Source organism: Arthrobacter sp. SPT-J7, from assembly GCF_059089965.1.
The window spans coordinates 406043-421626 of record NZ_JBNHFF010000002.1 but is presented as its reverse complement, the minus strand read 5'-3'; the positions used below and the strand labels follow the sequence as shown (position 1 = coordinate 421626).

Sequence of the window (15584 nt, the reverse complement as noted above, 5' to 3'; positions counted from 1 at the left end):
CCTTAACTCCATGTGTGGAATCGTAGGATATGTTGGCCGCCGCGACGACGGGGCCGGAGTCAGCGTTGCTGATCATGGGGCCCTGGATGTTGTTCTCGAGGGTCTGCGCCGCCTTGAATACCGCGGCTACGATTCCGCGGGAGTAGCGGTCATTTCCGAGTCCGGTATCGAAGCGCGCAAGAAGTCGGGCAAGCTGAGCAACCTGCTGGACGAGCTCGAGGCCGACCCGCTGCCCAAGTCGCTGACCGGCATCGGCCACACCCGCTGGGCAACGCACGGCGGACCGACCGACCAGAACGCGCACCCGCACCTGGCCGACGACGACAAGCTGGCCGTGATCCACAACGGCATCATCGAAAACTTCGCCGAACTCCGCGCGTCCCTGTTGGCCAAGGGCTACACGCTGCGCTCGGAGACGGACACCGAGGTGGCCGCAGTGCTGCTCGGCGACATCTACCGTTCCCTGGTGGCCAAGGATCCTGCCACTGCCACTTTGGCCAAAGCCATGCAGCTGGCCTGCCAGCGGCTGGAGGGCGCATTCACCCTGCTGGCCATCCACGAGGACCAGCCCGACGTCGTCGTCGCTGCACGCCGCAACTCGCCGCTGGTCGTGGGACTGGGCGAGGGCGAGAACTTCCTGGGTTCCGACGTTTCCGGCTTCATCGACTTCACCCGCCGCGCCGTGGAGCTGGAGCAGGACCAGATCGTCACCATCACTCCCGAGTCCTTCGAGATCACCGACTTCCACGGAAATGCCGCCGAGGGAACCGAATTCGAAGTCAACTGGGATGCCGCGGCCGCGGAGAAGGGCGGCTACCCGTCCTTCATGGAGAAGGAAATCAACGACCAGCCGGAGGCCGTCGGGCAAACCCTGCTCGGCCGATCCGACCTGGATGGCCGGCTGACCCTGGACGAGCTGCGGATCGACCCGCAGCTGCTCAAGACGGTGAACAAGATCATCGTGCTGGCTTGCGGCACCTCGGCCTACGCCGGCCAGGTGGCGAAGTACGCGATCGAGCACTGGTGCCGGATTCCGGTGGAGGTGGAGCTTTCACACGAGTTCCGGTACCGCGACCCGATCGTGGACGCCAACACGCTGATTGTGGCCATCTCGCAGTCCGGCGAAACCATGGACACCTTGATGGCCGTCCGCTACGCCAAGGAGCAGGGCGCCAAGGTCCTGGCCATCTGCAACACCAACGGTTCAACCATCCCGCGCGAGGCCGATGCAGTGCTCTACACGCACGCGGGCCCGGAAATCGCCGTCGCCTCGACGAAGGCCTTCCTGGCGCAGATCACCGCGGCCTACCTGCTGGGCCTTTACCTGGCGCAGCTTCGGGGCAACAAGTTCCAGGGCGAGATCCGGGACATCCTGGCCGACCTGGGCAAGATTCCGGCCAAGATCCAGGCTGTGCTGGACAACGCGAAGGACATCAAGGACCTGGCCGTCCGCATGGCGGACACCAAGTCGGTGCTGTTCCTGGGCCGGCATGTGGGCTTCCCCGTCGCCATGGAAGGCGCGCTGAAGCTGAAGGAGCTGGCCTACATCCACGCCGAAGGCTTCGCCGCCGGCGAGCTCAAGCACGGACCAATCGCGCTCATCGAGGACGGCCAGCCGGTCTTCGTGGTGGTGCCCTCACCGCGCGGGCGGAACTCGCTGCACGCCAAGGTGGTCTCCAACATCCAGGAGATCCGGGCCCGTGGCGCCAAGACCATTGTCATCGCTGAAGAAGGCGACGAGGCGGTCAAGGACTTCGCGGAGTTCGTCTTCTTCGTGCCGGAGACGCCGACCCTGCTGGCTCCGCTGCTTACTACGGTTCCGCTGCAGATCTTCGCCTGCGAACTGGCGTCGGCCAAGGGTTTCGACGTGGATCAGCCTCGCAACCTGGCCAAGAGCGTCACGGTCGAATAAGAGGCAACAGGCAAGCATGGCTACACGCTTCCTCTTTGCAGCGCCCCGATCCCCGTACAACAGGATCGGGGACTGCTCCGTTCCGCAGCGTCCGGTGCGCGCCGGGCGTGCAGTGCTGCGGCTGCGGGTACGGCTGCTGTCCGTGCCGCCGGTGCGGTGCACGCTCCGAGCCAGTGCGGAGCCCGCGTTGCCGCCAAGGTGCGCCCGCTCGCCGTGGGCCGTTCGGGCCGGAGCCGGGAAATGATCGTCGGCATCGGCGTGGATGTGGTGGAAGTTTCCAGATTCCGCCAACAGCTGCAGCGTACGCCGGCTTTGCTGGAGCGGCTCTTCACCCCCGCCGAGCGTGAGCTCAACACACGGTCCTTGGCTGCCCGTTTCGCCGCCAAGGAAGCCATCGCCAAGGCGCTGGGTGCTCCCTCGGGAATGAACTGGCAGGACTGCACGATCTGCGTCGACGGAGGCGGAGACCCTTATCCGGAATTCACCGGCACGGTTGCCGCGGCCGCTAAGGCCCGGGGCGTGAAGTACTGGCACCTGTCCATGAGCCACGACGGCGATCTGGCCACCGCCATGGTGGTAGCTGAGAAGTAGCGGTCAGCCGCCGGCCACCCGGTAACGCAGGTACACCACTCCATTGCCGAAGCGCCGTTCGTCCAGCAACTCGAGGTCCACCTTCACTTCCTCCGCCAGGAAGCGCTTCCCGCCACCCACCACGATGGGCGAGACGAAGAACCGGCATTCATCGACCAGGCCCGCCGTGAACGCGCGGCTGGCCAGATCCGGTCCGCCGATGCTCAGGTCTTCGGCTGCCTCGGTTTTCATCCGGCGGACAACCTCCGGGTCAAACTCCCGCTCGATCCTGGTACGGGCGCTTGAGGGCTTGTCCAGGGTTCGGGAATAGACCACCTTGTCCTTGCGCAGCCACGACTCGGCGAAGTTGCGTTCGACCGGCGGGGTCTCGGGGCCGGTCGGCACGGTTTCCCAGAAGACCATCACCTCGTACATGCGGCGGCCGAGAAGATACGTTCCGACAGGGTTCTCCAGATCATTCACGAACGCATGGACTTCCTCGTCGGGCATGCTCCAGTCAAAGTTGCCGTTCTGGTCGGCAATGTAGCCGTCCAAAGACATGATGGCCGAATACAGCAGTTTCACCACGATGACTCCTGAGCTGATCGGAAGGGCGGGAGCGTTGTCCCATTGTTCCCGACCCTGTCCGTCAGGGGAACGGCAGCGGCCACCGGCCGGCGCACGCTGAAGGACCTATTCCGCGACAACAGCGTCGTGTGTATCCTGCTGGCACGGGCAGCAGGCCATGATCGAAGGAGAATGAGCCGTGACGGCACCGGACCAGTACGCAAGCGTCCGCTATCTTGTGGACGACGTTGGCGCGGCCGTCGACTTCTACACCAAGAATTTCGGCTTCACCGTGCAGATGCAATTTTCCGGCTTTGCGGACGTGACGCGCGGCCCGCTGCGGCTGTTGTTATCCGGGCCACCCAGTTCGGGGGCCCGTGCCACGCCGGCGGAGTATGCGGCTGCGGGACGCAACCGCATACACCTGATCTTCGAGGACCTGGACGCAGAGATCGACCGGCTGCGCGGTGCAGGACTCCAGTTCCGCAGCGATGTAGTGGAAGGCCCCGGCGGCCGCCAAATACTGCTCACCGACCCGGCCGGGAATCTAGTGGAGCTATTCCAGCCCGCACAGCGAGCGACCGAGTGACGTGGGCCGGCCTCAGCCGGCGGCAAGGCTTTTGACGTACGCGTAGGCCTCGTCGACGACGCTGAGCCACAATTGCTCGGTAGCCGACGGGTCGTTGGCCACCGCCGGGAAAGCCACCCATTCCTTCATGGTCCGATGCCCCATGGTGACCGGCTCAGCCGCTCCGGACGCGACAGCTGCTTCGGCGCGCTGCCGCGGAACCTTCACGATCAGGCGGTTCCCGCGGCCGAGGAAGGCGAAGATCTTTCCGGCCACCCTCAGCCCGGGACTGCGGAACATGGTGCCCTGTTCGACCTGCGGGTCATGCGAGAACCGGCGGGCAAGGGTGTCCAGCAGGGCAAGGTCCTGGTTGCCGTCTGATCCGGGTGGAGGCGTCACGATATCCTCCTAGGCACGGATGAAGATGATGGCCCCCGCTTCACGAGAACCGATAGTAGCTCCACGATACGCCCGCGGTGACCCGGTCGGCAGTAGTACCAGTCATTGTGTAGGTCCGGTGGCGTCCGCGGCCTGGGCGGCTCGCAGGGCGACAACTGACGAGGCAATTCAGCGGAACCGGTACACGGCGGATTCCGCGCGGAGCCGGGCTCCGTCGTCGTTCTGTGGCCCTTCGACGGGTAAAGCGGGATGTCCAATGTCCCGGCCATGGGGTAAGAAGGATGAGGGGATTCGCCATCGATGATCAGGAGTAGCGCATGGAAGTTTGGCCGGGAGACGCCTACCCGCTGGGGGCAACCTACGACGGCAACGGCACCAACTTTGCCGTGTTCAGCGAAGTAGCCGATGCTGTGTTCCTGTGCCTGTTCGACGACGACGGCGTGGAAACACGGATCGAGCTCAAGGACGTCGACGGCTACGTGTGGCACTGCTATCTGCCCCAGATCCAGCCGGGCCAGAAATACGGTTTCCGGGTGGAGGGGCCCTACGATCCCGGCCAGGGGCTGCGCTGCAACGTGAACAAGCTGCTGCTGGACCCCTATGCGAAGGCCGTCAGCGGCCAGATCGACTGGGCGCAGCCACTGTTCGGCTACAACTTCGGCGACGAGGACTCCCGCAACGACGAGGACTCGGCGGAGCACATGATGCTCGGCGTCGTCATCAATCCCTATTTCGACTGGGACGGCGACCGGAAGCCGCGCACTCCCTACCACCGTTCGGTGATCTACGAGGCCCACGTGAAGGGCCTGACCCAGCTGCATCCGGAGATCCCGGAAGAACAGCGCGGCACCTATGCCGGAATAGCGCATCCGGCCGTGATCGGGCATTTGCAGAAGCTGGGGGTGACGGCGATCGAGCTGATGCCGGTCCACCAGTTCGTCAACGACAGCACGCTGCAGGAGAAGGGGCTCTCCAACTACTGGGGCTACAACACCATCGGCTTCTTCGCGCCGCAGAATACGTACTGCTCCTCCGGGGACACCGGGCAGCAGGTGCAGGAATTCAAGGCGATGGTCCGGGAACTGCACCTGGCCGGCATCGAAGTGATCCTGGACGTCGTGTACAACCACACGGCGGAGGGCAACCATCTGGGTCCGACGTTGTCCTTCCGCGGGCTGGACAACGGCGCGTACTACCGGCTGGTGGAGGACCAGCCGCAGTACTACATGGACTACACCGGCACCGGCAACTCGCTGAACGTGCGCCACCCCCACTCGCTGCAGCTGCTGATGGACTCGCTGCGCTACTGGGCGTCGGAGATGCACGTGGACGGATTCCGCTTCGACTTGGCCTCCACGCTGGCCCGTGAGTTCTACGACGTGGACCGGCTGTCCACCTTCTTCGAAATGGTGCAGCAAGACCCCATCGTGTCCCAGACCAAGCTGATCGCGGAGCCGTGGGACATCGGACCCGGCGGCTACCAGGTGGGCAACTTCCCGCCGCTGTGGACCGAGTGGAATGGCCTGTACCGCGACACCGTCCGCGACTTCTGGCGGGGCGAACCCTCCACGCTGGGCGAGTTTGCCTCGCGCATCACCGGCTCGTCCGACCTGTACGAGGCCACCGGACGGCGTCCGGTCGCCTCGATCAACTTCATCACCGCACACGACGGCTTCACCATGCGGGACCTGGTGTCCTACAACGAGAAGCACAATCAGGCCAACGGCGAAGACAATAACGACGGCGAATCGCACAACCGCTCCTGGAACTGCGGGGTCGAAGGGCCCACCGACGATCCCGCCGTGCTGACCCTGCGCGCCCGCCAGCAGCGGAACTTCCTGGCCACACTACTGTTGAGCCAGGGCGTGCCGATGATCGCGCACGGCGACGAGCTGGGCCGCACCCAGCAAGGCAACAACAACGTGTACTGCCAGGACTCGGAGCTGTCCTGGGTGGACTGGAACAATGTGGACCAGCCGCTGCTCGAGTTCGTGGCCACCGTCAACCGGCTGCGGGCAGAGCATCCGACCTTCCGGCGGCGGCTGTTCTTCGACGGCAAGCCCGTCCGCCGCGGCGAGGGGGAACCGCTGAGCGACGTCGTGTGGCTCACCCCGGAAGGAACCCCGATGGAACCGGAGCACTGGGACGAAGCCCTGGGCCGGTGCATCGGCATCTTCCTCAACGGGCAGGGCATCCGCGGGCGCGACGACCGCGGGCAGCGGATTACCGACGAGCATTTCCTGGTGTATTTCAACGCCGACGACGACGACGTGCCGTTCGCGCTGCCGCCGCGGGAATACGCGCCGGCGTGGGACGTCATCATCGATACGGCCGGCGACGAGGAATCGCCCGGCCCGCTCAAGGCCGGAGAGACCGCGCTGGTGGCCGCGAAGTCCACCGTGGTGCTGCGGGCCCACTCAGCACCGGAGGAAGAACCCGACCATTCGGTGGCGGCCTCGGTGGCAGCGATGTCCGAAGCGGAGCAGCCGGCCGAACCCGAGCAAGAGCCGCAAGCTGAGCAGGCGCCGGAAGCGGAGCAGCCGGCGGAACCCGAGGCGCAGCACGCTGGCAAGGGCGAGCAGGGGAAGCAGGAAGGATGAGGGCCCCAACATCGACCTATAGACTGCAGATCAGGGAATCGCTCACGCTGTATGACGCGGCAGAGCTGGTGCCGTACCTGCACAAACTCGGCGTCGACTGGGTCTACCTGTCGCCGCTGCTCACCGCGGAACCGGGATCCGATCACGGCTACGACGTTGTGGACTTCGGCGCGGTGGATCCGGCCAGAGGCGGGATCGACGGTCTCCGCGCGCTCTCGGCGGCCGCGCGGAAAGCAGGGCTGGGAGTCCTGGTGGACATCGTCCCGAACCACATGGGCGTGGGGACGCCGGCCAATAACCGCTGGTGGTGGTCGCTGCTGGCCGAGGGCCGCGGGTCGCGTTATGCCGAAGCCTTCGATATCGACTGGGACGCCGGCGGCGGAAAGATCCGGATTCCCGTGCTGGGCGACGGCGAAGCGGAACTGGATGCGCTGGAGCTGATTGACGGCGAGCTGCGCTACTACGAGAACAGGTTCCCGGTGGCCGAGGGGACGGCCGACGACGGCGCTACCGCCCGGGAAGTCCACGAGCGCCAGCACTACCAGCTGGTGAACTGGCGCCGGGCCGACGCGGAGCTTAACTACCGCCGGTTCTTCGGTGTCAATTCGCTGGCCGGTGTGCGGGTGGAGGTGCCGTGGGTCTTCGATGAGTCGCACGCCGAGATCAAACGCTGGTTCGACGAAGGCCTGGTTGACGGCTTGCGCGTGGACCATCCGGACGGGTTGGCCGATCCGAAGGGCTACCTGCAGCGGCTGCAGGAGCTGACCGGCGGCGCCTACGTGCTGGTGGAGAAGATCCTGGAGCCGGGGGAGACACTGCCGACCGACTGGGCCTGCGCGGGAACCACCGGCTACGACGCGCTGGCGGAGGTGGACCGGCTGCTGGTCGATCCTGACGGGCGGGAACGCCTGACTGAGGCGGCGCCGGTGCAGCCGTACCAACACATGATCCATGACACCAAACGGGGAATCGCCGACGGCATCCTGCGCTCCGAGGTGCTGCGCTTGGCGCGGCTGGTTCCGGCCGATGCCAAAGTGGACTTCGATGTGGCTGCTGATGCGCTCGCGGAACTGCTGAGCTGCTTCCCGGTGTACCGGAGCTACCTGCCGGTCGGCGCGGAGTATTTGGAGGAAGCCGGAATCGCGGCCCAGGTTCGCCGTCCGGACCTGGGCGAAGCGGTCACCACCTTGTTGCCGCTGCTGCAGCCGGAGGGCGTGCTGACCGAACTGGCGGTGCGCTTCCAGCAGACCTCCGGCATGGTGATGGCCAAAGGCGTGGAAGACACCGCGTTCTACCGCTACACGCGGTTGACCTCCTTGAACGAGGTAGGTGCCGATCCGTCCATCTTCGCGGTGGAGCCGTTCGAGCTGCACACGCGGATGGTCCGCCGGCAGCAGGACCAGCCGCTGGCGATGACCACGCTCTCGACCCACGACACGAAACGCAGCGAGGACACCCGTGCCCGCATCTCCGTGCTCTCGGAACTGGCGGACCAATGGCCGGCCCGGCTGGCGGAGCTGGACCGGCTGGCTCCGTTCGGCGACCTGCCGTTCGCGGATCTGCTGTGGCAGGCGGCGCTGGGGGCGTGGCCGTTCAGTCGGGAACGTGCACATGCCTACGCGGAGAAGGCGGCCCGCGAAGCCGGCAACAGCACGTCCTGGATCGACCCCAATGCTGATTTCGAAAAGCAGCTGCATGCCGCGGTGGATGCGGCCTTCGACGACCCGGAGGTGAACCGCCTGCTGGTCGGACTGGTAGAGGACACCAAGGCATTCGGCCGGAGCAACTCGCTCTCCGCCAAGCTCATCCAGCTGACCATGCCCGGCGTGCCGGACGTCTACCAGGGAACGGAGTTTTGGGACCACTCGCTGGTGGACCCGGACAACCGCCGTCGGGTGGACTTCCAGGCCCGGCGCACGACGCTCGAGAACCTGGACCGGGACGGGACGCCCCCGGTGGACGACACCGCGGCTGCCAAGATGCTGGTGGTGACCCGGGCACTTCAGCTGCGGCGGGACCGGCCGGAGCTATTCACCGGCTACGAGGCCTTGTCGGTGCGGGGACCCGCCGCCGATCACGCGTTCGGCTTCGACCGCGGCGGCGCCATCACGCTGGCCACCAGACTGCCGGTACGGCTGCAGCAGAACGGCGGGTGGCGGGACACCGCCGTCGTCATTCCGCCGGGGCAATACCGCGACGAGCTGAGCGGGCGGGACCACACCAGCGACGGCGCGCTCCACCTGTCCGATGTGCTGGCCGACTTGCCGGTGGCGCTGCTGGTGCGCGGAAAGGAAGGGCAATGAGCAGGGATTTCGCGGTGTGGGCGCCGCAGGCCGGAACGGTGGAACTGCAGGCAGGCGAAACACGGCTGCCGCTGCAGGGACCCGACGGCGGCTGGTGGCGGCTGGCAGACACCGCCGCCGTACCGGACGGGGAAACCGACTACGGCTATCTGCTGGACGGCGAGGACAAGGCGCTGCCGGATCCGCGGTCGCGGCGCCAGCCGGACGGCGTGCACGGGTTGTCCCGAACGTTCGACGCAGGGGCGCACCCTTGGCAGGACCAAGACTGGGCTTCACCCGGGTTGGGCGGGGTGATCTACGAACTGCATATCGGCACGTTCACCCCCGAGGGAACGCTGGATGCAGCCGCAGACAAGCTCGACTACCTTGCCGGACTCGGCGTGGACTACGTCGAACTGCTGCCGGTCAACGCGTTCAACGGAACGCACAACTGGGGCTACGACGGCGTGCTGTGGTTCGCTGTCCAGGAGAGCTACGGCGGGCCGGCCGCTTATCAGCGGTTCGTCGATGCCGCGCATGCCAAGGGCATTGGCGTTATCCAGGACGTTGTCTACAACCATCTGGGTCCCAGCGGTAACTACTTGCCGCGCTTCGGGCCGTACCTGAGCAGCAGCAGCGCCAACACCTGGGGCGAGTCGGTGAACCTGGACGGGCCCGGCTCGGACGAGGTACGCCGGTTCATCACCGACAATGTGCTGATGTGGTTCCGCGACTACCACGTGGACGGGTTGCGGCTGGATGCTGTGCACGCGCTGCGGGACGAGCGTGCGGTGCACATCCTGGAGGAGATCGCCGCGGCGACGGATGACTGCGCGGCGAAGCTGGGCAAGCCCCTGTTCCTGATCGCTGAGTCGGACCTGAACAACCCGCGGCTCATCGAGTCCCGGGAGTCCAACGGCTACGGCCTGGCCGGGCAATGGAGCGACGACTTCCACCATGCCGTGCACGTGAACCTCACCGGCGAAACCAGTGGCTACTACGCCGACTTTGCCGGACTGGGGGCGCTGGAAAAGGTGCTGCGGGACGGCTTCTTCCACGACGGCAGCTATTCCTCGTTCCGGGAACGCCACCACGGCCGGCCGATCAACAAGGAGCGGGTGGCGGCTCCGCAGCTGGTGGTCTGCACCCAAAACCACGACCAGATCGGCAACCGCGCCGCCGGCGACCGGCTCACCGGCAGCCTCGGCTACGGGCAACTGGCGCTCGCCGCGGTGCTGAACCTGACCGCGCCGTTCACCCCGATGCTGTTCATGGGCGAGGAGTTCGCAGCGTCCACCCCGTGGCAGTTCTTCACCTCGCACCCGGAACCGGAGCTGGGCGAAGCGACTTCCGCGGGCCGGCTCAAGGAGTTCGAACGGATGGGCTGGGACCCGCGCGTGGTACCCGACCCGCAGGATCCAAGTACCTTCCGCAACTCGAAGCTGGACTGGACGGAGCCGGAAACCGGCGACCACGCGAGGATGCTGGAGCTGTACAAGCAGCTGATTGCCCTGCGGAAGCAGCATCCCGAGCTGACCGAACCGGATTTCTCGGCGGTGTCGGTACAAACGGACCCGGAGGCTGGATGGCTCATCCTGCACCGTGGACCGTTTGCCATCTGCTGCAACTTCTCCGCCGAACCCTGCACCGTCCCGGCAGCGACGGGGACGGTGGTGCTGGCCACCGACGACGGCGCTGCGTTCGGTGCCGCCGGGAATGCCGCCGGCACCGTTGAAGACGCATCGACAGACAGCAAGCGGGCGTTTGACGGGCTGGTTCTGCCCGGGCACTCGGCCGCCATAGTCCGCAGCGGGGCCGCAGGCTAGGATCGGCTTCATGGCTGCAGCAGAGGACGTGCTCTGAAGCTGTCGCCCGACGGCTGGTAGCCCTGGCTGCTGCGGCAGCAGTAACTGACCTTCCACCGCCCGACTCGCCGCCCGCCGGCTGCGTGGCCGAAAGGACTGCATGATCGAGGCCTGGACGCCGGACCGTATCCGCGCCGCCGAACGCCCGCTGCTCGATGACGGACAAGGGCCGGAGCTGATGGCCCGCGCGGCGGCAGGGCTGGCCGACGGCATCATCCGCGAACTCAAACGCGTGACCGGCAGGATCTATGGCGCCCGGCTGGTGGTGCTGGCCGGGAGCGGCAACAACGGCGGCGACGCCCTGTACGCTGCGGCAACGGTGGCTAAACGCGGTGTCATGACGACGGCGGTGCTCACCGCCGAGCGCGTGCATGCGGAGGCGTTGGCTGCCTTTAAGCGGGGAGGCGGCCGGGTGATCCGGCTGGGCCAGCCGGCTGCTGGTGCGGCGGATCTAACTGATGCGGTTCGGGCGGCGGCAGAAGCCTGTGCAGCCGCTGACGCGCTGGTCGACGGGATTGTGGGCACCGGTTCCGCCGGAGGACTGCGCGGTCCGGCACGGGAGCTGGTGCAGACGCTGCTGGATTCCGACCAAGGCCGCGGCCGCGGTCCGCTGGTGGTGGCGTGCGACCTGCCCAGCGGCGTTAACGCCGAAACGGGACAGGTGGCCGGACCAGTGCTGCCCGCGGACCTCACGGTGACCTTCGGCGGGGCCAAAGTGGGCCTGTTCCTCGATCCCGCGGCCGCGCTCGCCGGCAGGATCGAGACGGTGGACATTGGCATCGGCCACCTGCTCCCGGAACCGGGGCTGCGGCGGCTTGAAGCGCGGGACCTGGCCATGCTCTGGCCGGTGCCGCGGCGGACCGACCACAAATACACCCGCGGAGTGCTGGGCATCGCGGCAGGATCCGCTTCCTATCCCGGGGCGGCCTTGCTCGCGACCAAGGCGGCGGCGGCCACCGGTGTCGGAATGATCAGGTACCTGGGGCCCGCGGAGGTGTGCCGGCTGATCAACTTGGAAACGCCGGAAGCTGTCTGTTCACAGGGCGCGGTGGGGGAGTCCCGGGTCCAAGCCTGGCTGGTGGGTCCGGGTACCGACGGCGACGAGGACCAGCACCGGCGCGCACGGGACGCCATTGCTTCCGGGCTGCCGGTGGTGGCCGATGCCGGCGCGTTCGACGTGCTCCCCGCGGAGCTGGGACCGCACGTGATCCTGACCCCGCATGCCGGCGAACTGGTACGCATCCTGGAAGCCCAGGGCGTGGTGACGGACCGCGAACAGATTGAGGCTGCGCCCGGCGAATTCGCCGCGCTGGCAGCCGGTCTCACGGGCGCCACCGTGCTGCTCAAAGGAGCAGCGACGGTGATCGCCGCACCGGACGGCGTGATGTTCAGCCAGGACGACGGCCCCGACTGGCTGGCCACCGCCGGATCCGGCGACACACTCGCCGGGATTCTCGGAGCCCTTGCCGCGACTATCCGTACCGAGCAGTTGGACGCGGCCGGATTCGCGGAGCCTGATCGCTGGGCAGTGGTCGCCGCCATGGCCGCCTGCCTCCACGGACTGGCCGGGGCAGCGGCCTCGCGACGAGGCGAAGCAGCGTGGGCGCCGGAACCGGACGCAGCGAAGGCAGGCAGCGGATGGTCCGCACCGCCGTCGTCATCCGGGCCGGGCCGTCCGCTGGCTGCGTCCGATATCAGCGCAGCCCTCCCCTCCGTGCTGGGCAGGATCATCGCCGGTCCAAACCTGTAGCCGCAGCGATGACAGGATGGCGGGAAGAGTGGCCGGCGCCGGGCCCCTGAGCAGGGAAAGCGGCCTCACGGGGATACCCGGCGTTACCTGTTTCAACTACGCTATAGGCACGTGCTAACCGCACCGCAGGGGCATGGGGGCGGCGCACCGGAGGCAGAATCCTCCTGAGGGATGGCAACCTCATGGGAACACCGATGGGCCGGAGCAGCTCCCGTGGTTTGATCCGGCGCAGCAAGCGGCAGTGGCGACAGAATGCCGGGGGCACGCCAAGCCGCTTTTTGACGGGCGGACGCGCCTTCCGCGTCCAGCCTCCGGAAAGCACGGAAGCACTCTCACCGATGAAAACTTCAGCAAAATGGCGCGCATGGTTGATGATCGCCGGCGTATTCCTGGGACTTCTCGCCAGCATGGGCATGGCAGCGCCCGCCGGTGCCAGCACTGTCGCCGCGACGTCTTCACTTTCACAGGCGGACAGAGGACACAAAGGCGGAGGCGACGCCAACCTGTCCTTGCGAATTTTCGGCAACGGCGACTACCGGGTACGGGGAACGGACTACGAGGCAAAGCGCGTCCATGTCTGGGTTGTCAATGTCTCCCGGGACCGCGTTGTCAATGAGTTCTACGTCCGGACCCATCACGGCGACTTCACCAGCCGGAACGACGGCTTGCGGTGCGACCGCACCTACAAGGCTGTCAGTTTCAGCCGCAATGACGGCTGGGTGTCGAGCAGCAAGGTCCGCTTCCACTGCGACCACGGGTGACTCGCCCCCAAGGTAATCATCTCGATGGGGAGGACGGGGTGTCCCGGCCCTCCCCACCGCTCTGTCGTCCGAGCGGGGGACCGGCCGCCGGCGGCTCTTCGATGTCCACGGAGCAGTCCCTCCGGCTGTGGTCAGGATCATCGCCGGTCGGCACCAGCAGGTGCACGATGGCATGATGAGGGGATGGCGTTTGAAGCTGCACAGAACCGGTACCAGAACATGCCTTACCGCCGGGTGGGACGAAGCGGACTGAAGCTGCCCGCCGTCTCGCTGGGGCTTTGGCACAATTTCGGTGATGACAAGCCGCTGGAGGTACAGCGCGCGATCCTGCGCCGGGCCTTCGACTTGGGCGTGACGCACTTCGATCTGGCCAACAACTACGGTCCGCCCGAGGGGAGCGCCGAGACGAATTTCGGCCGGCACATGCGCGAGGACTTCCTGCCCTACCGCGACGAACTGGTGATTTCCACTAAAGCGGGCTACCTGATGTGGCCGGGACCGTACGGCGAGTGGGGCTCGCGCAAATACCTGCTGTCCAGCCTTGATGCCTCGCTGAAGCGGATGGGTCTGGACTACGTGGACATTTTCTACAGCCACCGACCGGACCCCAACACGCCGCTGGAGGAGACGATGGGCGCGCTGGACCAGGCGGTCCGTTCGGGCAAGGCCTTGTACGCCGGCATCTCCTCCTACACGGCCGAACAGACCCGGGACGCGGCCCGCATCATGCGAGGGCTCGGAACGCCACTGCTGATTCACCAGCCGTCCTACTCCATGCTGAACCGCTGGGTGGAAGACTCCAGCCCGAGCCTGCTGGAAGTGCTGGACGAGGAGGGCATGGGCTGCATCGCCTTCTCGCCGCTTGCCCAGGGGATGCTCACGGACCGCTACTTGAAAGGCGTCCCCGAGGATTCCCGGGCGGCGCAAAACAAGTCGCTGTTCCCGCAGATGCTCTCGGACGAAAACCTGGACCGCGTCCGCGGGCTGAACGAGCTGGCGCAGAACCGCGGTCAGTCGCTCGCGCAGATGGCCATCGCCTGGGTGCTGCGCGAGCAGTCGAAGGGCGCCCCGGTGACCTCGGCGCTGATCGGGGCATCCAGTGTCACGCAGTTGGAGGATAGCCTCGCCGCCATGGCCAAACTCGATTTCACGGCCGAGGAAGCCGAAGCCATCGACCAGTTCGCCGTGGACTCCGACATCAACATTTGGAAGCCGAAGAGCTAACCGTGGACCGTCCCACCGTGACAGGCGAGACGCCGCTGAACGTCAGCCTCACCGTCGCGGCTGAACTGGACCTCGATCAGGTGCTCGCTTTATACGGCGCCGTGGGCTGGACGGCCTACACCTCGTCGCCAGAGACCATCTCAGCCGCCCTGTCCGGTTCCGACGCCATCGCAGTTGCCCATGTCGGCACCGAACTGGTTGGGCTCGCCCGGGTGATATCAGACGGAGCATCGATCTGCTATCTGCAGGAAGTGCTGGTCCGCCCTGACTTCCAACGACGGGGAATCGGCCGGCAGCTAGTACTGCTGGTATTGCAGCCCTTCGCCCAGGTCCGGCAAAAGGTCCTGCTGACCGACAACGAGGCCGGCCAGAAGGCGTTCTACGAATCGCTCGGCTACACGCAAGTCACTGATTATGACGGCGGAGCCTTGCGCGCCTTCGCCCGGTTCGATGCCTGACGCTCCGGCTGCTGAGGAGACGTCAGCGCGAATTAGGGCGCGTAACAGGGGCCGGAAAAGAACCGGCTCACGATTCACGAAAACCAGGTACCGGGCGGCCCCAGAAACAGCGGGACGCTGAAGACCACTGCCACCGATGCGAGGGCCACCACGACGGCGGTGGCCGGTTTGGCGAGCACCCACGCCTGAAGCTTCTCCAGTAAACCCTGTGGCCGCTCGCCTCCGGCCGCCAGTCGCCAACCGCCGTCGAGCCTGCCGCGGCGGTCCATTGCCCGCTCCATGGGAATCGTGGCATAGGGGAGGAAGGCGGCGCCCAGAGCCAATGTGCCCTGGCCGACCGACCATTTTTGGTTCACCCAGGTGAAGCATGTGCTGGTCACATAACAAAGGAAGACGAAGCCGTGCAGGCCGCCGCCGATACTAACTCCGCGATCGGTCGTGTGGGTGACGTACTTCAACACCAGACCGGCGAGGAGCAGCGTCCAAGTGACTGCCTCGGCGAAAGCGACGGTCCGGAACAGGGTGCGCGGAGACAAATGCGGTCCTTGGCTTGGGGAACGGGATCCTCTCCAAACTACCGTCCAGAGGTCGCTGCTGATGAATCCGCTGTTTCGGCGTCCAGACGTGG

13 protein-coding genes are annotated in these 15584 nt (G+C 66.4%); 10 read left to right on the top strand and 3 right to left on the bottom strand.

The annotated features are described in order from the left end of the window. The first annotated feature begins 10 nt into the window (after positions 1-10). Positions 11-1912 (top strand): glutamine--fructose-6-phosphate transaminase (isomerizing), encoded by a 1902-nt coding sequence (gene glmS / locus AC5RWX_RS04750; protein WP_493940074.1) that lies wholly within the window; start codon positions 11-13, stop codon positions 1910-1912. Between the two features lie 240 nt (positions 1913-2152). Continuing rightward, positions 2153-2503, top strand: a complete 351-nt coding sequence (locus AC5RWX_RS04745; RefSeq protein ID WP_493940073.1) for a holo-ACP synthase — start codon at positions 2153-2155, stop codon at positions 2501-2503. A gap of 3 nt (positions 2504-2506) precedes the next feature. On the opposite strand, the gene AC5RWX_RS04740 is transcribed toward AC5RWX_RS04745, so the two are convergent. Beyond that, complete coding sequence (locus AC5RWX_RS04740) at positions 2507-3070, bottom strand: dihydrofolate reductase family protein (protein ID WP_493940072.1); 564 nt, start codon at positions 3068-3070, stop codon at positions 2507-2509. 178 nt (positions 3071-3248) lie between these two features. Here AC5RWX_RS04740 and AC5RWX_RS04735 point away from each other — a divergent pair, with 178 nt between their 5' ends. Then, positions 3249-3638 (top strand): VOC family protein, encoded by a 390-nt coding sequence (locus AC5RWX_RS04735; protein ID WP_493940071.1) that lies wholly within the window; start codon positions 3249-3251, stop codon positions 3636-3638. 12 nt (positions 3639-3650) lie between these two features. Here the strand turns inward: AC5RWX_RS04735 and AC5RWX_RS04730 are convergent, their stop codons facing one another. Then, a complete protein-coding gene (locus AC5RWX_RS04730; protein ID WP_493940070.1) occupies positions 3651-4016 on the bottom strand; it encodes an MmcQ/YjbR family DNA-binding protein in 366 nt (121 codons plus the stop codon). A gap of 317 nt (positions 4017-4333) precedes the next feature. On the opposite strand from AC5RWX_RS04730, the gene glgX reads away from it, so the two are divergent. From glgX to AC5RWX_RS04695, 7 genes are all read left to right on the top strand, one after another. Next, complete coding sequence (glgX, locus tag AC5RWX_RS04725) at positions 4334-6616, top strand: glycogen debranching protein GlgX (protein ID WP_493940069.1); 2283 nt, start codon at positions 4334-4336, stop codon at positions 6614-6616. Then, a complete protein-coding gene (treY, locus tag AC5RWX_RS04720) occupies positions 6613-8919 on the top strand; it encodes a malto-oligosyltrehalose synthase (RefSeq protein WP_493940068.1) in 2307 nt (768 codons plus the stop codon). The genes glgX and treY overlap by 4 nt, the downstream gene beginning before the upstream one ends. Next, positions 8916-10724, top strand: coding sequence for a malto-oligosyltrehalose trehalohydrolase (treZ, locus tag AC5RWX_RS04715; protein WP_493940067.1), 1809 nt, complete (start codon positions 8916-8918; stop codon positions 10722-10724). The genes treY and treZ overlap by 4 nt, the downstream gene beginning before the upstream one ends. Before the next feature lie 139 nt (positions 10725-10863). After that, a complete protein-coding gene (locus AC5RWX_RS04710; protein ID WP_493940066.1) occupies positions 10864-12513 on the top strand; it encodes an NAD(P)H-hydrate epimerase in 1650 nt (549 codons plus the stop codon). A gap of 338 nt (positions 12514-12851) precedes the next feature. Then, positions 12852-13274 carry a hypothetical protein gene (locus AC5RWX_RS04705; RefSeq protein ID WP_493940065.1) on the top strand — a complete coding sequence of 141 codons (423 nt, stop codon included), beginning with the start codon at positions 12852-12854 and terminating at the stop codon, positions 13272-13274. A gap of 183 nt (positions 13275-13457) precedes the next feature. After that, the gene (gene mgrA, locus AC5RWX_RS04700) at positions 13458-14498 is read left to right on the top strand and encodes an L-glyceraldehyde 3-phosphate reductase (RefSeq protein ID WP_493940064.1); all 1041 of its coding nucleotides are present in this window, start codon (positions 13458-13460) and stop codon (positions 14496-14498) included. A 2-nt stretch (positions 14499-14500) separates the two neighbouring features. Then, positions 14501-14956 carry a GNAT family N-acetyltransferase gene (locus tag AC5RWX_RS04695; protein WP_493940063.1) on the top strand — a complete coding sequence of 152 codons (456 nt, stop codon included), beginning with the start codon at positions 14501-14503 and terminating at the stop codon, positions 14954-14956. Between the two features lie 74 nt (positions 14957-15030). Here the strand turns inward: AC5RWX_RS04695 and AC5RWX_RS04690 are convergent, their stop codons facing one another. Further along, positions 15031-15492, bottom strand: a complete 462-nt coding sequence (locus tag AC5RWX_RS04690; RefSeq protein WP_493940062.1) for a DUF3817 domain-containing protein — start codon at positions 15490-15492, stop codon at positions 15031-15033. Positions 15493-15584: the final 92 nt, after the last annotated feature.